The sequence below is a fragment of the Pseudoalteromonas rhizosphaerae genome (assembly GCF_028885455.1).
GTDB lineage: Bacteria > Pseudomonadota > Gammaproteobacteria > Enterobacterales > Alteromonadaceae > Pseudoalteromonas > Pseudoalteromonas rhizosphaerae.
The window spans coordinates 4,444,965-4,464,366 of record NZ_CP118496.1 but is presented as its reverse complement, the minus strand read 5'-3'; the positions used below and the strand labels follow the sequence as shown (position 1 = coordinate 4,464,366).

15 protein-coding genes are annotated in these 19,402 nt (G+C 39.5%); 7 read left to right on the top strand and 8 right to left on the bottom strand.

The features are described 5' to 3' along the window. Positions 1 to 924: 924 nt before the first annotated feature. The 5 genes from PVK79_RS19225 to PVK79_RS19205 all read right to left on the bottom strand — a co-directional run bounded on the left by PVK79_RS19225 (position 925) and on the right by PVK79_RS19205 (position 6,000). On the bottom strand, positions 925 to 1,599 hold the full coding sequence (locus PVK79_RS19225; protein ID WP_257324024.1) for a hypothetical protein: 675 nt from the start codon (positions 1,597 to 1,599) through the stop codon (positions 925 to 927). Positions 1,600 to 1,670: 71 nt separating this feature from the next. Further along, positions 1,671 to 2,579, bottom strand: a complete 909-nt coding sequence (locus PVK79_RS19220; RefSeq protein ID WP_257324023.1) for a histone deacetylase family protein — start codon at positions 2,577 to 2,579, stop codon at positions 1,671 to 1,673. Between the two features lie 66 nt (positions 2,580 to 2,645). Beyond that, the gene (locus PVK79_RS19215; RefSeq protein WP_182734665.1) at positions 2,646 to 3,008 is read right to left on the bottom strand and encodes a PilZ domain-containing protein; all 363 of its coding nucleotides are present in this window, start codon (positions 3,006 to 3,008) and stop codon (positions 2,646 to 2,648) included. A gap of 325 nt (positions 3,009 to 3,333) precedes the next feature. Then, positions 3,334 to 5,007 carry an energy-dependent translational throttle protein EttA gene (gene ettA, locus PVK79_RS19210; RefSeq protein ID WP_145241364.1) on the bottom strand — a complete coding sequence of 558 codons (1,674 nt, stop codon included), beginning with the start codon at positions 5,005 to 5,007 and terminating at the stop codon, positions 3,334 to 3,336. Positions 5,008 to 5,100: 93 nt separating this feature from the next. Next, complete coding sequence (locus PVK79_RS19205; RefSeq protein ID WP_257324022.1) at positions 5,101 to 6,000, bottom strand: DMT family transporter; 900 nt, start codon at positions 5,998 to 6,000, stop codon at positions 5,101 to 5,103. A 167-nt stretch (positions 6,001 to 6,167) separates the two neighbouring features. Between PVK79_RS19205 and metA the strand changes: the two genes are divergently transcribed. From metA to PVK79_RS19185, 4 genes are all read left to right on the top strand, one after another. Then, the gene (gene metA, locus PVK79_RS19200; protein WP_149982020.1) at positions 6,168 to 7,115 is read left to right on the top strand and encodes a homoserine O-acetyltransferase MetA; all 948 of its coding nucleotides are present in this window, start codon (positions 6,168 to 6,170) and stop codon (positions 7,113 to 7,115) included. After that, positions 7,105 to 8,172: a homocysteine S-methyltransferase family protein gene (locus PVK79_RS19195; protein ID WP_182734663.1), complete on the top strand. Its 1,068-nt coding sequence runs from the start codon at positions 7,105 to 7,107 to the stop codon at positions 8,170 to 8,172. The genes metA and PVK79_RS19195 overlap by 11 nt, the downstream gene beginning before the upstream one ends. A gap of 10 nt (positions 8,173 to 8,182) precedes the next feature. Beyond that, a complete protein-coding gene (gene metH, locus PVK79_RS19190) occupies positions 8,183 to 10,813 on the top strand; it encodes a methionine synthase (protein WP_182719161.1) in 2,631 nt (876 codons plus the stop codon). A gap of 319 nt (positions 10,814 to 11,132) precedes the next feature. Beyond that, complete coding sequence (locus tag PVK79_RS19185; protein WP_257324021.1) at positions 11,133 to 11,891, top strand: hypothetical protein; 759 nt, start codon at positions 11,133 to 11,135, stop codon at positions 11,889 to 11,891. 64 nt (positions 11,892 to 11,955) lie between these two features. Here the strand turns inward: PVK79_RS19185 and PVK79_RS19180 are convergent, their stop codons facing one another. Then, positions 11,956 to 12,039, bottom strand: a complete 84-nt coding sequence (locus PVK79_RS19180) for a hypothetical protein (RefSeq protein ID WP_274804094.1) — start codon at positions 12,037 to 12,039, stop codon at positions 11,956 to 11,958. Between the two features lie 295 nt (positions 12,040 to 12,334). Here PVK79_RS19180 and PVK79_RS19175 point away from each other — a divergent pair, with 295 nt between their 5' ends. Further along, positions 12,335 to 15,442 (top strand): FG-GAP repeat domain-containing protein, encoded by a 3,108-nt coding sequence (locus tag PVK79_RS19175; protein WP_257324020.1) that lies wholly within the window; start codon positions 12,335 to 12,337, stop codon positions 15,440 to 15,442. 64 nt (positions 15,443 to 15,506) lie between these two features. On the opposite strand, the gene PVK79_RS19170 is transcribed toward PVK79_RS19175, so the two are convergent. Beyond that, positions 15,507 to 15,704: a CsbD family protein gene (locus tag PVK79_RS19170; protein ID WP_145241378.1), complete on the bottom strand. Its 198-nt coding sequence runs from the start codon at positions 15,702 to 15,704 to the stop codon at positions 15,507 to 15,509. A gap of 332 nt (positions 15,705 to 16,036) precedes the next feature. Further along, on the bottom strand, positions 16,037 to 16,669 hold the full coding sequence (locus PVK79_RS19165; protein WP_182731463.1) for an RpiB/LacA/LacB family sugar-phosphate isomerase: 633 nt from the start codon (positions 16,667 to 16,669) through the stop codon (positions 16,037 to 16,039). A gap of 391 nt (positions 16,670 to 17,060) precedes the next feature. On the opposite strand from PVK79_RS19165, the gene PVK79_RS19160 reads away from it, so the two are divergent. Then, positions 17,061 to 18,812: a DUF5666 domain-containing protein gene (locus PVK79_RS19160; protein ID WP_257324019.1), complete on the top strand. Its 1,752-nt coding sequence runs from the start codon at positions 17,061 to 17,063 to the stop codon at positions 18,810 to 18,812. A gap of 60 nt (positions 18,813 to 18,872) precedes the next feature. Continuing rightward, entirely contained in the window at positions 18,873 to 19,367 is a 495-nt protein-coding gene (locus PVK79_RS19155) for a helix-turn-helix transcriptional regulator (RefSeq protein ID WP_257324018.1), read from the top strand. Positions 19,368 to 19,402: the final 35 nt, after the last annotated feature.

Genomic DNA, 19,402 nt, shown 5'->3' with positions numbered 1-19,402 from the left:
ATCGAATTTTCACACTTATGACACTTCCAGCCATCATCTTAGCGTTTATTTATAGAAATAGCCCTTTATTTGAAGCCGTTGGGACCTTTGTGGTTTTGCCGTTAGCGATAATTGCAGCTGTCGTATGGCGTCGTAGCGAGTATATTGAACGTATTAAGTGACAAAACCTAAAAGACTTTCAGTTATTTCAAATAGTTTGACTGATAAATAAGCATGCAACGGAGGTGAGCTCTTTATCTTTATCCCAAAGTTTCTTAACTAAAAAGATATTTTTGAACCATATTCCCGAATTCACATTATATAAATTAAATTTTCGCCTCTCCTATGAACTAGGTGTTGAGCTTGGTAATTAATAGAGGCGAACCACAATATCAGTCCATAGTTGATAAACCTTCCTGGTGAATCTACATTCCAATTAACATGCTATTAAAAAAGTAACTGGGGTCACCCATTAGAAAGTTCCGGTCAAGTAGGCAGCTGTGTTTTCTTGATCTTTTCATTAAAAAAACCAAGTTTTGGGTACAACTTTATGGCAGTGATGGGCGCTCTTATGTTTACTATTGTGTAGTACAAGTGCATTTTCTCAAGGGTATCTAACCCCATTAGGAAGTGGTATTGAAATTGATAAATATCAATTTTTGGGTGAGAGTTCTGGCGGAATGGTTGTGTGGTTGAAAGGCCCTATTTTTGTAATCCGGATAGTTGTAAAGAAACAGAAAAAGTATAATAGTTTACCTCAATATAAGAATATGGTTGCTGCAATCATGGCTGCGCATGCTCAGGGTTAAAAAGTGGGGTTTTGGTCAACAGGGTATGCCACAAACTATTTTTGGGGAGGCTCGGTGACATTCCCTTTAGTTCGCGATATGTGGGTTACTGATTAGCTCTTTAAAACCCTCGTTATTTTTATCATTGAACTCACAGTTATTTTAATTGTAAATCCTCACTATCAAAATAGAGCGGCTTTAAGGTGCCACAATTGGTAAATTTATAGGTCAATTCGCTAGCATTTGGGACGCGTTTTGATGTGCGAAATTTTTGCAGACAGGCATTAGTTAAATCTGCAAAAATAAGGTGATTAAAACTCGGTGCTTGGGTTATTTTATGGATATAAATTCGCTCATTATTTTTGAGGGTGATCATGTCGTATTCTTGCCACTGCGATGATTCGTTCAAATCAGTTAATTCCCGCGCATAAAGTAATTTACTCATTACAATAGGTCTATGTTGATAAACCAAACTGCCATCGCGCTGGTAGTGTCCGGCATACACATCTGCCGTAATTGTTAGTTCTTCGCCACGCATTAGCCGTTGAATATTAAATGGTTGTGGTTTGATAGTAATAAGCTCTGCATCACGTACCAGGCTTAAAAAAGCGACATCTGGGTTTTCAATTTGATAAACAACTTGCACATCGTGAGGTAATTTATAAGTCGGTAGGCTAACTGCAAAAATACGCGAGCCTTGATTAACGAGCACCATAGCATGCTCTGCATTGTAAGCTGGGTTAATCGGCGGAAGCTCTTCTTTTACAGCTTCTTCTTCGGCGTTGGCAATACTCGACATAAATGCAAGTAACAAAATAAACAACAGTCGCATAACGATCTCAATAAAGGTATGAATTTAAAGTGTAGTCAAAAATACTGTTTTAGCAGTTTTATACTCTGCTTTTAAAACAGCGCGGCTTGCTCTATAACAATTGCGTGGCGTTTTGCAAGGCGCAAGTGATCTCTATCATAACCTCCGCCAATCACGCTTGCCACTGGCGTATTGTGCTCAATACAGCGCTTAAACACTAAGTGATCTCGTTTTTCAATGCCTTGCCAGCTAATATCAAGTTTACCTAAACCATCTTGCTGCCAAATGTCGACACCTGCATCATAAAGCACTAAATCAGGGTTAAGTTCTTTGAGTAAAAAGCGCAAGGTATCATCAACAACCCCTAAATATTCATCATCTTGCATATTATTAGCTAAACCAATGTCGAGATCGCTGGCGGATTTGCGAAATGGAAAATTCTTTTCACAATGAATCGAGCAGGTATATGCATAAGGTTGGTGTTGTAATATGGCTGCGGTGCCATCGCCTTGGTGTACATCTAAGTCAAAAATCAATACATTGGTCACTTCAGCTGATTGAATCAGCGTTTGTGCAGTAAAGGCTAGGTCGTTGACCATACAATAGCCAGAGCCAAAATCGGTGTGAGCGTGGTGTGTACCGCCGGCTAAATGGCATGCAATGCCGTGCTCAAGAGCTAAGCGCGCAGTTTGCAACGTGCCTTGAGGTGCGGTAAAAGTTCGTGCCATTAATTGTTCAGACCAAGGTAGCCCAATACGACGCATCGCTTTATCATCTAAGCGGTTATGCCATAAATCTTGAATGTAATTATCACAATGTACCAATTCAAGCGCCTCAGGGCTGCCAAGTTGAGGTGTTATTAGGTTGCTATTCGCCAAACCAAGTGCTTTTACTTGTTGGTATAAATGGGCAAATTTACTCATTACAAAACGATGGTTAGGATCAAAGTTAAACGAATAGTTAGGGTGATAAACCAGCGGTAAGTGTTGATTAAGAGCCATAGTCAGATTGCGTTGCGAATTTTCTCTAGGGTAACCTACAGGGCAATTTCAATCCAGTTACTTGCTTTACGCACTATGGATCAAACTCTCAAGTTCACGGTGCAGTAGTGTATCGTCAGCGAGGTTTAACTCAATTAAACGCTTTAAATGGGTAATACTATCTATATCAATATGGGTACATTTTAAACCTATATGTTGTTGTTCGATATGGCAAATAGTGACAGTCATCGCGATGATTACTTCACTTTGCGGGAGTTTAAAGGCAAGAATAGCACTACTGTTTTTTGTAAAGTTAAAGTCATTATTGCGACTAACCAGAGCGCCATTTAATGATATATCGAGCAACTGGCAGGGGTAACTATGGGTATTATTGGTTAAATGCGCGGGAGTTGAAAATAAAATGCGCGTGTAATGGCGGCGGTTTTCCATCATTATTCCTTTTAGGAGTATTAGGATTAAGTGTAGCCTGTTTTTTAGTCAGTATGTGTAATTAATACCAATCGACTTAAATATTTAACCATTCTAGCGAGCTAAATAAAGCGCTAACTGCGTTATAAATTTTTCATGTAGAACAACTACATGTCAAAATTTATGTCTTGTTATCACTCCATTTATCTGTCGCTATAAATGGTCAGTAACTTAACACGATTGGTATAAGCTGAACTCTGGATCGTGAATCTCTGATCTATATTCCAGGTTAATAAAAAAAGCCCCACATAAATGTGGGGCTTAAAAAATGTTTAGAACCTAGAGCTTAACCTATCTTTTTGTACTTAATACGCTTAGGTTGCGTAGCCGCAGTGCCTAAGGTCTTTTTAAGCCATTCTTCATATTCAGTGTAGTTACCATCGAAGAAGTTAATTTGGCCTTCGTCACGGTAATCAAGAATATGTGTTGCAATACGGTCTAAGAACCAACGGTCATGCGAGATACACATAACGCAGCCTGGGAATTCTAAAATAGCGTTCTCAAGGGCACGTAATGTTTCAACGTCCAAATCATTGGTTGGCTCATCCAGCAGGATTACGTTGCCACCGGCTTTTAATAACTTAGCTAAGTGTAAGCGGTTGCGTTCACCACCTGACAAGTCCTTAACAAATTTTTGCTGATCGTTACCTTTGAAGTTAAAGCGACTAACGTAGGCACGGCTTTGGAATTCAAAGTTACCAATTTTTAGTACGTCTTGGCCGTTTGAAATTTCTTGGAAAACAGTATTGCTGTCATCCATATTGCCACGGAACTGATCAACGGTTGCCAGTTCAACCGTTTCACCTAGGTTAATTTCGCCGCTGTCTTGTTTGTCTTCACCGCTGAGCATTTTAAACAGCGTTGATTTACCTGCGCCATTGGCACCGATAATGCCAACAATTGCGCCTTTAGGCACAGTAAAGCTTAGATCATCAATTAACACGCGATCGCCAAAGCTTTTCTTCAAGTTTTTAACTTCAATAACTTGATCACCTAAACGTGGTCCAGGTGGAATAAATAGCTCGTTGGTTTCATTACGTTTTTGGTAATCAGACTGCTGCATTTCAGTAAATTGCGACATACGCGCTTTTGACTTAGCTTGACGACCTTTTTGGTTTGAACGTACCCACTCAAGTTCTTGTGCAATTGATTTTTGACGGGCTTTTTCAGACTTTTGCTCTTGCTGCAGGCGCGCATCTTTTTGCTCAAGCCAAGAAGAATAATTACCTTCCCATGGAATACCTTCACCACGGTCAAGCTCTAAGATCCAGCCAGCTACATTATCGAGGAAGTAACGGTCATGGGTTACCGCCACAACAGTGCCTTCGTAATCATGCAAGAAGCGCTCAAGCCATGCTACAGATTCTGCATCTAAGTGGTTAGTCGGCTCATCGAGGATAAGCATATCTGGTTTTTCAAGCAATAAGCGGCAGATAGCGACACGGCGACGCTCACCACCTGACAAGAATTCAATTTTAGCATCCCACTCAGGTAAGCGCAGGGCATCTGCGGCGCGCTCTAATACGTTGTCGATGTTATGACCATCGTGGGCTTGAATAATTGCTTCAAGCTCACCTTGCTCTTTGGCTAGTGCGTCAAAGTCAGCATCTTCCATCGCGTATTCGTTATATACTTCATCAAGACGGTTAAGCGCGTTTTTAACTTCGCTGACTGCTTCTTCCACAGTTTCACGAACCGTTTTGCTTTCATCTAGAATAGGCTCTTGCGGTAAGTAACCAATTTTAGTGCCCGGTTGAGGATATGCCTCACCTTCAAACTCTTGATCAAGGCCGGCCATAATACGTAGCAACGTTGATTTACCAGAACCGTTTAAACCAAGTACACCAATTTTTGCGCCCGGGAAAAAATGCAAAGAAATATCTTTTAAGATAGTGCGCTTAGGTGGCACAACCTTAGATACTCGACTCATCGAGAAAATAAACTTATCAGGTAAAACCATGGAAGGAGCCTTCAAATAATAATAAAAATTTCAATGTTGTATTGTAGTGGCTCACAGGTGAAACAGTCAACGAATCAACCAAATAACAATGTGCTAATTCGCGAGCAATACTCCTACACCGATTAAAGCAAGCAAGCCGCCTATTAACATTTTATTGGTAACAGGCTCGCGCTTTATAAAACCAATGCTCATTACAATTAATGGCGCGGTTGCGAAAATCGTTTGTGCAATGGCTGGATCGGTATATTTAACTGCGCCAAGTTGAAGCCATAAACCAAGGAAAGTGCCTAAAAACACAGCCGCAAAAAACCATTGTTTGCCGCTAATTCCCCTCAGAGTTAGTGCTTGTTTAAATTCACTGCTTTTAAATACTGCAACAACTAAGGCCACAGTCATCGTACCTGCTGCTAATCTAATTAATGCCGCCCATAAGCTACTCATATGCTCATTATTGAGTGCGCCTTTAGACATCACCATACCGAGCGCTTGGCAGATAGCAGCTGCAAGGGCACATAAAACACCTTTGCGATAATGTTGATGATCAACCTGTGGCAATGTTTTTTCAGGCTTGATTGCTATTACTACGCCAATGGTTGTAAGTACAATACCGCACCATGCAAATGGCGATAAATAATGATTTAATAGCAGGATATTAAAAACCCCCACAAGGGCTGGAGCAAGGGACTCAATAACTAACGTGCGAGCAGGGCCAATATTTCGCAGCGCAGTAAAATAGGCGCTATCGCCAATCGCAATCCCAATCACCCCGCCAGCAATTAGCCAAAGCCAGCTTGTCAGATGATGTGGTAGTGCAGCGTCTTGAATAATCGCAATAGTCGCTAACATCATGGCACTTGCTAACACGCCTTTACTGATGTTTAGCTGCATAGGCGTTAAGTGATGGCTAAAACCTTTATATAAAATGGTCGAAAGCGCCCAAACAATAGCTGCTAATATAGCAAAAAGTTCTCCTAAGCCTAGCCAATCAATCACGTTTACCACCTTAAAATAAAATCAACAGGCGCATTATGGCGAGCGGTTTTTAGAATGCAAAAAAATAGCTAAAATAAATTCATTTGGACATCTAAACATCTAGAGGTTGAAATTTCCAGCTATCCGTTCATAATTAGCCATTGGTTAATTATGCCTTGGAGATGAGTATGCCTATTACCGTTAAAGATGAATTGCCCGCAATTGCGAAGTTACGTCAAGAAAACGTATTCGTAATGCCAAAAAGCCGCGCTAAAACCCAAGAGATCCGTCCGATGCGCTTGGCGATTTTAAACTTAATGCCTAATAAGGTAGAAACCGAGGTGCAATTTATTCGTTTGCTCGCTAATTCACCCTTACAAGTGAATGTAGAGCTTCTACGTTTAGACACTCATCGCAGCAGTAGCAATTCAGAGCAGCATTTAGACACTTTTTACCGTTATTTCTCTGAAGTGAAAGACAACAATTACGATGCATTACTCATTACCGGCGCACCATTGGCACATTTAGAATATGACGATGTAGCCTACTGGGATGAACTAAAAGTAATTTTAGATTGGGCGGAGCAGCATGTAACCTCAACATTATTTTCGTGTTGGGCGGCTCACGCGGGTTTATTTCATCATTATAATCTAAAGCGTGAACTAAAAGAAAATAAGCTCTGTGGCGTGTTTACCCATAAGTGTTACTTTGAACATGGAGCCTTAACGCGTGGTTTTGACGATACCTTTGTAGTGCCGCACTCGCGTTATGGTCATATTGATATTGAAAAAATTAACGCTTGTGATGACTTAGTTGTGCTGGCAGGTTCAGAGCAAGTGGGCGCTTACTTAATAAAAAATAAATCCGGCAGCCAAGTGTATATTACCGGGCATCCTGAGTATGATGCAGACACTTTAAAAGGCGAATATCAGCGCGATTTAGAAAAAGGCCCTGATGCGCCATTGCCTGAAAATTACTTTCCAGAGAACAACCCAGATAACGAACCGTCGAAAACTTGGCAAAGCCATGCCTTTTTACTGTTTTCGAATTGGTTAAATTATTATGTGTACCAAACCACACCCTATGATATTAATTTAGTTAGCCAAGCCGTAAGGACTAACAACTATGCCGAATAATTTAGAAAACAAAAGCGCCGAGTTAATTGAAGCGTTAAAACAGCGTATTTTAATTCTTGATGGTGCTATGGGTACCATGATCCAAGAACACAAATTAGAAGAACACGATTACCGTGGCGAGCGCTTTAAAGACTGGCATGTGCTAATTAAAGGTAATAATGATTTATTAAGCATTACACAACCAAAAATTATTGCTGATATTCATCGTGGCTTTTTAAGTGCAGGTGCCGATATTATCGAAACCAACACCTTTAATTCGACTACAATTTCGATGGAAGATTACGATATGGCCAGCATCAGCCGTGAAGTAAACTTAGAGTCAGCTAAATTAGCACGCAGTATTTGTGATGAGTTTACTGCTAAAAATCCAGCAAAACCACGCTATGTTGCGGGTGTTTTAGGGCCAACCTCAAAAACCTGTTCAATCTCACCGGATGTGAACGACCCCGGTTATCGCAATGTCACGTTTGATAAGTTAGTCACCGCGTATGTTGAATCAACCCTTGCTTTAATGGAAGGTGGTGTTGATTTAATTTTGATAGAAACAATTTTTGATACGCTTAATGCAAAAGCGGCTTCATTCGCGGTTGAAGAAGCGTTTGAACAAGCAGGGCGCAAGTTGCCTGTGATGATCTCTGGCACCATAACCGATGCCTCGGGCCGTACGCTGTCAGGGCAAACCACCGAAGCATTTTATAATTCTATTCGTCATATAAAGCCAATTTCAATTGGCTTGAACTGCGCGCTAGGTCCAGATTTATTGCGCCAATATGTAGAAGAACTATCGCGTGTTTGCGAAACCTTTGTCTCTGTTCACCCCAATGCTGGTTTACCGAACGAGTTTGGGGAATATGATTTAGAAGCACCTGAAATGGCTCAAGAAATTATCGATTGGGGCAAGTCTGGCTTTATCAATATTGTTGGCGGTTGTTGTGGTACCACACCTGCACACATCAGGGCATTTGCGAAAGGGCTTGAAGGTGTTAAACCTCGCCTATTGCCAGAGCTTGAAGTGCGTATGCGCTTATCAGGCCTTGAAGCGTGTAATTTAAACTAAGGTAGCCGAGATGACACAAAAAATAGCAGTATTTACCAACGTTGGCGAACGTACCAATGTGACCGGCTCAGCCATGTTCAAACGTTTGATCATGGAAGAAGATTACGAGAGTGCGCTTAATGTTGCCCGCGAGCAAGTAGAAAACGGCGCACAGGTTATTGATATCAACATGGATGAAGCCATGCTGGACTCAAAAGCCGCCATGGTGAAATTTTTAAATTTGATTGCCTCCGAGCCTGATATTTCTCGCGTGCCAATTATGGTCGACTCTTCTAAGTGGGAAGTCATTGAAGCGGGCTTAAAGTGTATTCAAGGCAAGGCAATTGTAAACTCAATCTCGCTAAAAGAAGGTGAAGAGCCATTTATTCGCCAAGCTAAAATTATTAAACGTTTTGGCGCCGCTGCAGTGGTTATGGCGTTTGATACCGACGGCCAAGCAGATACAGCCGATCGCAAGTTTGAAATTTGTCAGCGTAGTTACCGCATTTTGGTGGATGAAATTGGCTTTGCGCCAGAAGATATTATTTTCGATCCCAACATCTTTGCGGTAGCAACCGGTATTGAAGAGCACGACAACTACGCAGTTGAATTTATTGAAGGTACACGTCGCATTAAGCAAAACTTGCCACACTGTAAAGTGTCGGGCGGGGTGTCGAATGTATCGTTCTCGTTTCGTGGGAATAACCCCGTGCGAGAGGCTATTCACTCAGTATTTTTATATCACGCAATTCAAGCGGGTATGGATATGGGAATTGTTAATGCAGGGCAACTCGCTGTGTATGATGATATTCCAGCGGAGCTGCGAAAAGCCGTTGAAGACGTTATTTTAAATACCGATCCAGGTGCAGGTGAACGTTTAGTTGAGTTGGCACCTAAATACTCAGGCATGGCACAAGCCGAACGCGTAGAGGATTTAGAATGGCGTACTTGGCCGGTCGAAAAGCGCCTTGAACATGCTCTTGTTAAAGGCATTACTACCTTTATAGATGAAGACACCGAAGAATGCCGTGCTGCTGCCGATAAACCTATTCATGTGATTGAAGGGCCGTTAATGGACGGCATGAATGTGGTAGGCGATTTATTTGGCGCAGGTAAAATGTTCTTACCGCAAGTCGTTAAATCAGCGCGAGTGATGAAGCGCGCAGTGGCCTACCTAGACCCTTACATTGAAGCAGAAAAAGAAGAAGGGGCTACTAACGGTAAAATCGTGATGGCCACCGTTAAAGGTGACGTACATGATATTGGTAAAAATATTGTTGGCGTAGTACTGCAATGTAATAACTATGAAGTTATCGATTTAGGCGTAATGGTGCCTGCAGATAAAATACTGCAAACCGCGATTGATGAAAAAGCCGATATCATTGGTTTATCAGGGCTGATTACACCATCGCTTGATGAAATGGTGCATGTTGCCAAAGAAATGAAGCGCCGTGGTTTTGAACTACCGCTATTGATTGGTGGCGCGACTACCTCAAAAGCGCATACTGCCGTTAAAATCGAGCCACAATATGACAAAGGCGTGGTGTATGTAAATAACGCCAGTCGCGCTGTAGGCGTGGTTTCTAACTTATTGTCGAAAGAGCATAAAGCTGAATTTTTAGCAAAAACCAGCGCTGAATATGTCAAAGTACGCGAGCAGCAAGCACGCAAAAAACCACGTTCAAAACCGGTTACTATTCAACGTGCCCGCGACAACGCCGCCAAGCTTGATTGGGATAATTACACTCCACCGGTGCCGAAAAAGCTGGGCGTGACAGAGTTTAAAAATGTCTCGATAGCCACTTTACGACAATACATAGACTGGACGCCGTACTTTATGACCTGGTCAATCGCCGGTAAATACCCACGTATCATGACTGATGAAGTGGTTGGCGAGCAGGCGCAAAGCTTATTTAAAGACGCCAACGACATGTTAGACGATCTTGAAAAGTCAGGCAGTTTGCAACCGCTTGGCGTAATTGGTTTATTCCCAGCTAATCGCGTGGGTGACGATATTGAAATATACACAGACGAAACTCGCGCTGAACTATTAACCACATCGTGCCATTTACGTCAGCAAACAGAAAAAACCGACTTTGCTAACTACTGCTTAGCTGATTATATCGCCCCGAAAGGCACGCCTGATTACTTTGGTGCATTTGCTGTAACAGGCGGTCTTGAAGAAGACGACTTAGCTGATGCGTTCGATGCACAGCAAGATGACTACAACAAAATAATGGTAAAAGCGGTGGCAGATAGACTCGCCGAAGCCTTTGCTGAGTACTTACACGAACAAGTGCGTAAAGAATATTGGGGTTTTGCCCCAGACGAAAACCTTGCGAATGAAGATCTTATTCGTGAAAACTATCAAGGTATTCGCCCTGCACCCGGTTACCCAGCGTGTCCAGAGCACACTGAGAAGAAGAAAATCTGGCAACTACTCGACACTGAAAAGCGCATTGGCATGCAGCTCACCAGCTCATACGCCATGTGGCCCGGCGCAGCGGTATCAGGCTGGTACTTCTCTCACCCTGAGGCTAAATACTACGCCGTAGCGGCAGTACAAAAGGATCAGGTTGAAGACTACGCTAAACGTACCAACATGACGCTGGAAGAGGCCGAAAGGTGGCTGTCGCCTAATTTGGGGTATGAGCCGGAATAGGGCAGCTTTAAGCGGTAAGTGATAAGTAAAAACGAGTCAAATTAGGCTCGTTTTTTTATGAATAATAATTGTATAAGCTGGTGATTTATTACCTTTGTTTGGTGGAGTTATTCAATGATGCAATTTAAGTCATGTTGGTAGGGGATAAGTCACTAAAATAGCATTATGAATTTATCTAGGCGTAAACTTATAATGATTCGCAACGACTTAAAAACTGTAATTATAACTGTAGATATAAGGGGATTGTTTTTGACTTTTACCTAACGCCTAGTTTCTTTACGTCTCCTTATTAATCAATATCTTAACTAAAGGGCTACACATGAAGTTTCTAAATCTCTCTTTACTGTGCTTATCTCTACTTTTCGCATCAAATACGTTTGCGCTTGAGCAGCAGTATCATCAAAACATTTCTGCGATTATTGCCGCGTTTAAAGCAGATGATAATGCGGCGATAGCTGCGCTTGTTAGTTATCCGTTAAAGCGCAGCTATCCAGTGCCTGCTATTAATAATCAAGCTGAGTTAGTCGAACGTTTCGAGCAGGTATTTGATCCGCAGCTGATTGCACAGATTGCCAATTCAAATATCGATACTGATTGGGATAAGATAGGCTGGCGCGGCATTATGCTAAATAGTGGCATCGTTTGGGTTGATACCGACGGTAAAATTATCGGTATAAATTACCAAACAGCCAAAGAGCAGTTGCTAGCGAAACGTTTAATAGCAGCTGATAAACAAGCGCTGCACCCAAGTGTTAATACTTTTGCAGAGCCTATTTTAGATTGGCAAACGGCTAAATTCCGTATTCGTATCGATGACTTAGGGGATGGAAACTTCCGCTATGTATCGTGGAGTATTGATAAAAAACTCAGTGATAAACCAGATATTGTTTTAGTTAATGGCGATATAAAGTTTGACGGTAGCGGTGGTAACCATAGCTACACATTTAACAATGGCCGTTACAGCTATGTATTACAAGTTACAGTGATCGGCTGTGATACCTCGCCACCAGGTTGGCTTGAAGTATACAAAGACGATAAGCGTATTTTGTCTCAGGATATTATAAACACTGGAAGTTAAAAGTTAATTATCTTAGATGCAAAAAAGGGGAGTGTGCTTCCCTTAAATATAGGGCGCTATTTTATTAAATACGCACTTTAACAAATGCCGCAATTGCATCGTCTTGGCAATGTGTGAAAAAACACTCTTGAAAACGAGCACCGCCAATGGCTTGTTTAATCAGCTCAGGGTCAATGGCTTCAAGTGCGCTTAAGTAATCTTTAGCTACATCTGCTTTTAGTTGATTTAAGATACATATGAATAGTTCGTTACCTATTGGCCATTGAGTTTGGTTTTAAATTTGCGAAGTTATGGTTATGCATTACTCGGTGCTAGCCACTCTTTAACTTTGTTAACCTTTGTTGGATTTTGTTAATAGGTTCTTTATTTTTAAATGTTTGGTTATATAATGCTGGTGCTAATGGATCATTATAATTAAAAATAAAATACAAAGGATTAGGGAATTGATTAAATTATCTTGCTTTACTTTACTCATGATGAGTGCTTATTCAGTAAATGCTACTGATGCAGAACATTTACAAAATACTCAAGAAAATACCTATGGTGATGCTGTTTTAGTTAACGGTCAAAAAATAAATTTTGATAAGTCACACTTCGATAGCTTAACTACAAAAGCTAAATTATCTACACCTTCAAAAAATAATACATCTTTTCAAACTGCTACTAACAACCAAAATATTGAACTTACAAGTGTATTTCGTGATTTCTCATTAGACAACTCTATGGGTCAAAAAGGCTTATATGTTACAGCGCTAACAGGGTTGAATAGTATGCATATTATATCTGCCCAACAGAGCAGCTTTAATATCATTGAATATACGAAGGATGAGTATCAGGTAACAGCTCGTTATGATTTTGACAGCAGTATTCAAGATACAGCACTGTTAAAGGATAATGTGACTGATACCTATTATTTATATGTATTAGAAGGCAAATTTTTAAAAAAGGTTAATTTAGTCACTCAAAAGGTTGAACTAAGCACGGAGCTAACTTTTGATTATTATAATGCTGATTCAGTCGATGCTTTTGATATAAATAATGATGGCAAAGATGAGATTATTGTTTATAGAAACAATGAGCTGTTAGTGCTCAATGCTCTTGATCTGTCTGAGTTAGCAGCACTTAAAAATGCACAGCAAAAATTTGTTCTGGGATCATTTACTCAAGCTAACGTTAAAGAAATCCTATTTAGTGATGGTGCGGTTTTTCGGTTTGAAAATGATACGTTTGTGCTGCATAAACAACTTAATTTAAATGCTAGTGGCGAACACCTGATAGCAGTGGATATAAATAACGATGGCTTAGACGAAGTAATTAATGGGCAGAGTTGGAAAAGCATAGAGATGTTGAGCCCAAGTACAGAAAAAGTTTTGTGGACAGCTCAGAGTGGCCAAGATATTGATAAAGTTATTGTTGCAGACATCAATAAAGACGGCATCGATGATTTAGTTTACGGTGACGGCCAGTGGGGTCAGTTGTACGCGCTTTCACTTACAACTGGTATTGAGTTTTGGAGTATAAAAAATCCTGGACATGGTGTGTCAGGTATTGTCGTTGACGATTTTAACGGTGACGGCAAACAGGATATTGCTTGGGGAGCGGGTTATTCATCTTCAGGTGAAGATGAGTTTCAGATCCACAATGTGGATGATAAAACTAAGCAATGGTCTAAAAAAATTAAGCAATATTCTAATAAATCTTTAGCGCTTGCTGATATCAATAATAATGGAAGTTTAGATGTACTTTACACACTAACTGATAGTAATTCTCTATATATTGTTGATACAAAAACAAAAACTAGAATTCTTACAAATATTGAGCTGAAAAATGACTGGGATAGTAATACTTTGATTACTACCGCTGATTTATTCAATGACGGTAAAAATTATATAATTTCTGGTAGTTCTGCAATATATGATGCAAATGTTCAGGTTTTTTCTCCTGATAGTGGTGAGGAGATATTTCAAACAAAGCTTGGTAGCGGTGATTATGTCAGTGCGTTAACTGCGTTTGATATCAACAATGATGGCAAGCTAGAAATAATTGTAGGCAATGGTGCTGAACATACCGGCAGTGAAGGGAATTTTTTCAAGGTCTTAAATGGACAAACAGGGGAAGTGTTAAAAATATCGCCCAGTTTGGGTTTTTCTTGGCGTGGAATGAGCTCAATAGTAACTGGAAGCTTTATTAACAATGACAATATCGACATTGTTAGTTTAGTGGATGGTTCTCTAGTTGGTTATGATTATTCTAACAATACCATTATGAAGGTTACCCTAAGCCAAAGCTTTAACGGTTTAGTTAATGTTATTGCTAACGGAGAACAATCTTTAGTAGCGTCTAGCTCTAGTGGGTCGCTGTATAAGGTAGCTTTAAACGGTCAAGAAACATTAATCGCTGAAGTGTGCCAAGGCACTTTAAATAACTTGGTATCAGTAAGAGCGGGATTTGTGCAATATTCGTGTTCAGATCAATTTGGTGAGTACGATTTAGATAATAATACGATTTCATATAGGATCGACAGAGCTAACGAAGCTAGTTGGTTAGCAAGTACGACGTTCAATAATGTTGACTATACACTGTTGTCAGGTAAGTCATTAGAAGTGTTTTCTAACCAAACGGCTGTACCTTTAGCTAAACCAGATAATATTAGCTATTCAGGTCACGTGTTATCAAGTATTCAAATAGATTTACCTGTTGCTGATGATATTGACTATGTTGTATTGGATCAAAGACCAGCCTTAGGCAAAGTAGAGTTCAGTGATAGGAAAGCGGGGTTGTTGACTTATGTTCCTTCTGGAGTTACAACCGGTACTGATGTGCTTAACTACTACACCGTTAAAGGGCGTGCGCGTTCGGCTGTAGCAAGTTTAACATTAGATTTGACAAATACGGCTCCGGTTGCAAATAACATGACACTGCAAACACATTGGAATACGCCACTTAATTTTAACCTTGAGGGGCTAGATGAAGATGAAGAAAATCTGGTATTTGATATTAAAAATACGCCTGCGCATGGGCAGATTCAGTTAATCGATGCTGCATCTGGGAGTGTTACATTTTCGCCAAGTGGGGAGTCACTTGAGCCAGTGTCAGTAAGCTATACAGTCAGAGATTCTTTAATAGAAACTAAAATACATAATGTAGTTATCGAGTTTAAAAATACGACTCCACAAGCTCAAAATTCAACCTATAAAACGTCTTATAATAGCGAAGTAAATGGCCGTTTTTCAGCACTAGATAATGACGATGATACGATTGAATATGAGCTAGTTACTGAGCCTAATTCAGGGAGTTTTAGCTTTGAAGCTGATACTGGGTTGTTTAAATTAACTCCAACAGAAGAAGAAAGTCATACGATTACTTTTAGCTATATCGCTAAAGATAAGTTTGCTAGCTCTGCGACTCAAACTGTCACCGTGAATGTTGAAGGTAAGCAAGGTGCGCCTTCATCTGAGTCTAGTTCAAGCTCAGGTGGTGGCATCTATTATCTAATTGCATTGCTATCGTTTTCTCTTCTTGGTAGACGCCGACAAATTTATAGTAAATAACTTACTATAGATAAAAAACCGCCAAGTGGCGGTTTTTTCATAAAAGCAGTTGCTATGCTTTAGGTTAATGGCCTTTCTCAAACTCATCAACTTCGCGCTCAGCTTCCTCTTTCGATTTACCGTATGCTTGTTGAATTTTACCAACAAGCTCTTTACGACTACCTTCAATTTTATCTAAATCATCGTTGGTAAGGTCGCCCCATTTACGTTGCGCTTTACCTTTAAGTTCTTTCCAATTACCTTCAATACGATCGCTATTCATAATTTACTCCTTGTATAGATAAGTGATTTTCTTGTCGTGTTCAGTTATTAAAGAGCAAACTCTATACCATGCTAGATATTTATTTTATTTCATTTTAAATCATTGCTTTACGATCTATTCTCTCGGTAGCTATTAGATTGTGTGTTTAATTATTACGTTAATGTGTGTAATTATTACGACCTTGAAAAGTAGGGATTGATTATTAATATTTGTGTGGGAAATTCACTTTTTAGAATTTTCCTTTAACTATTTCATATAAAAAAGCCAATGAAATTTATATATTACATTGGCGTGTGCGTATTAATTAGAGTCAGTACGAATACCGGATATATTTAAATACGCGCTTTAACAAATGCAGCAATTGCGTCGTCTTGGCAATGTGTGAAAAAACACTCTTGAAAACGTGGGCCGCCAATGGCTTGTTTAATCAGCTCAGGATCAATGGCTTCAAGTGCGCTTAAGTAATCTTTAGCTACATCTGCTTTTAGTTGATTTAAAATACCTGCATTTGTTACTTGAGATTCTTTACGCTCTGCAGGATACCCTTGGCCTTTTTCGCCGGTAAATGCTTTTTCGAATATGTATTTAATATTAAGCTCAGCGCCCCAGCCAAAGCCTTTGGCATAGGGTAAAGCGAGTGCATTGCCATTGTTTATTTGCGCAAACAGGTAGGCATCAGATGGGTCAATGCAGTAGCCACATGTTACACCAGGAAATGCATTGCTCGCCATTAACGCGCCTTGGCCAGTACCACAACCGGTAACTACAAAGTCTACCGCTTTTGAGTTGAGCAGTAGGCTTGCAATGATCCCAAGGTGAATATAGGTTAATCGATGATCGTTATCGCCATCCATACCTACATTAAATACTTGGTGATTTTGGGCATTAGCCACAGTGTTAAGCTGTTCAAGTACTGTAGGGTTTTTTGCCGCTTGACTGAATTCGTTCATTAATGCGATTTTCATTTGACTCTACCAATTTTGTTAACGTTGAGTTGATTCTACATACCAATGCTACCGGTGGCAAATGTTGTTGTCTATTACATATTATTACTTATGTAAGTTGCCTGAGAATAATTAGTAACCTATTCGAACTTTGAGTTTGGCTTCCCTTTTTCTAAATAGTGGCTATGCATAACTCGATGTTTTCAGTTTTTTGTTAATTATATAACAGCAGATGTTTTTATTCATTATTGTGGTTACCTTAATCCTAATACCCCTAGCTTGCTTTTTCTTTTATAAAAAACAGTATGTTAAAAACGTAGGTAAAATTACCTATTTACTAAAGCAATAGCTAGGTCAATAGTGTTGTTGAAGTATGTATTCAGTAAATACAATTAACCCTAGGATTATTAGTATGAAAAAAATGAGTAAACATATATTCACTTTAAGCGCACTTACCATATTGACCGCTTGCGGTGGCTCTAATCAAAGTGAACAACCAGACTCTATAGTTGTTAATCCGATAACCCCTCCCGTTTCAATTTCTCCTAAGCTTGTTGTAACACAAGGTACGATCACTGGCTTTGGGAGTATTTATGTTGATGGTATTAAATATAATACTGATACGAGTAATATTAGGAAAAATGGCTTAAACACTCAATTAAGCGCGCTTAGTGTTGGTATGAAAATTAGTTTTTCAGCGCAACAAAATGACTCAGACGAATGGGTTGCGCAAGACGTGGCATACGACACTGAAGTTGAAGGTGTAATTCAAAGTATTGATCGTAACAATAGTCAAATACTGATTGCGAATACAGTTGTTTTTTATAATGATTTAACGCACTTTATTGATACTTCAGAGACACTGATTGGTGTTGGGCAAAGGGTCGAGATAAGCGGCTACCCGCAAGCAGACGGTACTTTTTTAGCGTCATACATTGAAGCCGACACCGATGAAAGTAATGATGGGCATGAATATACTGCTGGGATTGTATCTAATTTAGACGAGGCAACATTACAGTTTACTATTAATGGCGTTGTTATTGATTATAGCTCGGCTGTAATTGATGGCGTATTAGCAAACAATACCTATGTTAAAGTTGAAGGCAATTTAGTTGACGGGGTAATGGTTGCCAATAAGGTTGATGCTAGAACCGTTAAAGAGTCACTTGATATTGATGATGATAGCGTATTACGTTACCAAATAGAGGGGTTAATTACCCAAGTAAGCGCAACATCTATTGGGGTTAATGGGCAAATATTTGACTATGCAAATGATGTTGAGATTGAAGGGGCTGCACTGAATGATTTAACTGTGGGTATGTTTGTTGAGGTTTATGTTAATAACAATTTAGTCACTTCTATCGAATTTAAACAGTCTTCTTATTCATCAGACGGTAAAGTAAAAGGCGTTATTGAAGATATAGACCGTGAAAGCAAAACCATCACCGTTAATGCTGTGGTATATGTAATTAATGAATTTAGCCGTTTTGAAGATGATGATGAGCAATATTTTAGTTTTGCCACTTTAAATATTAATGATTATGTTGAAATTGCCTACCTGCAAACATCACCACTGCTTAGTGTTTTAAAAATTGAAAAAGAAGATCAACACGAATATCAACAAGAATGGGAAATGAAAGGGCAAGTAACTGCAATTTCAAACAATATAATTACGGTTAACGGTGCTGAAATAGTGCTAGTTACTGATGCAAAATACATCATAGATGATGCATTAGTTTCTTTTGCAACGTTTTTAAGCCAACTAATTGTTGGAGATCGTGTTGAAGTCGAAGGGCAATACGACACTAATAACTTATTTATTCTTGGTAAGGTTGAACTTGGCCGCAATGATAATGATGGCAGCGACGATGATGGAGGCGATGCAGACCGAGGTGACGATGGTGATGATGACAATGGCAACGATGATAAGCATGTCGGCTATGTTGAATTAGAAGGAACCATTACTCAACTTTTAACAAATAAGAGCTTTATGCTAAATGGTTACGAAGTGCAGTTATCGGAAAATGCAGAATTAGAGCTAAATGATCGAGATGTAAATTTAATAACTTTTATGGAGGCATTAGCCGTGGGTCGTACCATTGAAGTTGAAGGTCAATGGGTGGAAAATAAATATATCCTTGTTTCTGAAGCTGAGCTAAAGTAAAGAAACGTATTACAATAAATAAAGCCACATTATTGTGGCTTTTTTTATGGCTAGGTAAAAATGATGCATAAAGATAAGTTAATTTCATTCACATTGATTATGATCGTTATTTTTAAGTTGATTGATTTATCAACTGATATTTCAAGCAATATAGAACCTAAGCATATTTGGCAAGAAATCACGCTAATTGCTTTATCGTTAGCATTGTTCGTTTATTTAGTGATTGATATTCATAAGCGCACTATTAATGAAAAGTTAAACTTGGCGCAGTTAAAGGTCTCGAAAGAAAATATAAGGCTTCTTAATCAGCAATTAGAAGACTCTAAAGTCGCATTTTTTAATGAAATTGAAGGGCAGTTCCAAAAGTGGGGATTAACGGCTGCTGAAAAAGAGATTGCACTATTTTTAGTAAAGGGATTATCAACATCAGAGATTGCTAGCATTCGAAATAAATCAGAAAAAACCATTAGTAATCAATCGTCTGCTATTTATAAAAAGGCTGATGTAACTGGCAGGCATGAGCTCGCGGCTCTATTTTTTGAAATGTTGTTGTAAGTTTTTTTAAGTCTTTCATAAATAAAGGTAGTTGC

Coding starts and splice junctions, on each gene's coding strand:
- PVK79_RS19165 (WP_182731463.1), bottom strand. CDS start 16,669: ATGAAAATCGCATTAATGAACGAATTCAGTCAAGCGGCAAAAAACCCT.
- metH (WP_182719161.1), top strand. CDS start 8,183: ATGACACAAAAAATAGCAGTATTTACCAACGTTGGCGAACGTACCAAT.
- PVK79_RS19215 (WP_182734665.1), bottom strand. CDS start 3,008: ATGGAAAACCGCCGCCATTACACGCGCATTTTATTTTCAACTCCCGCG.
- PVK79_RS19185 (WP_257324021.1), top strand. CDS start 11,133: ATGAAGTTTCTAAATCTCTCTTTACTGTGCTTATCTCTACTTTTCGCA.
- metA (WP_149982020.1), top strand. CDS start 6,168: ATGCCTATTACCGTTAAAGATGAATTGCCCGCAATTGCGAAGTTACGT.
- PVK79_RS19170 (WP_145241378.1), bottom strand. CDS start 15,704: ATGAATAGCGATCGTATTGAAGGTAATTGGAAAGAACTTAAAGGTAAA.
- PVK79_RS19155 (WP_257324018.1), top strand. CDS start 18,873: ATGATGCATAAAGATAAGTTAATTTCATTCACATTGATTATGATCGTT.
- PVK79_RS19195 (WP_182734663.1), top strand. CDS start 7,105: ATGCCGAATAATTTAGAAAACAAAAGCGCCGAGTTAATTGAAGCGTTA.
- PVK79_RS19160 (WP_257324019.1), top strand. CDS start 17,061: ATGAAAAAAATGAGTAAACATATATTCACTTTAAGCGCACTTACCATA.
- PVK79_RS19220 (WP_257324023.1), bottom strand. CDS start 2,579: ATGGCTCTTAATCAACACTTACCGCTGGTTTATCACCCTAACTATTCG.
- PVK79_RS19225 (WP_257324024.1), bottom strand. CDS start 1,599: ATGCGACTGTTGTTTATTTTGTTACTTGCATTTATGTCGAGTATTGCC.
- ettA (WP_145241364.1), bottom strand. CDS start 5,007: ATGGTTTTACCTGATAAGTTTATTTTCTCGATGAGTCGAGTATCTAAG.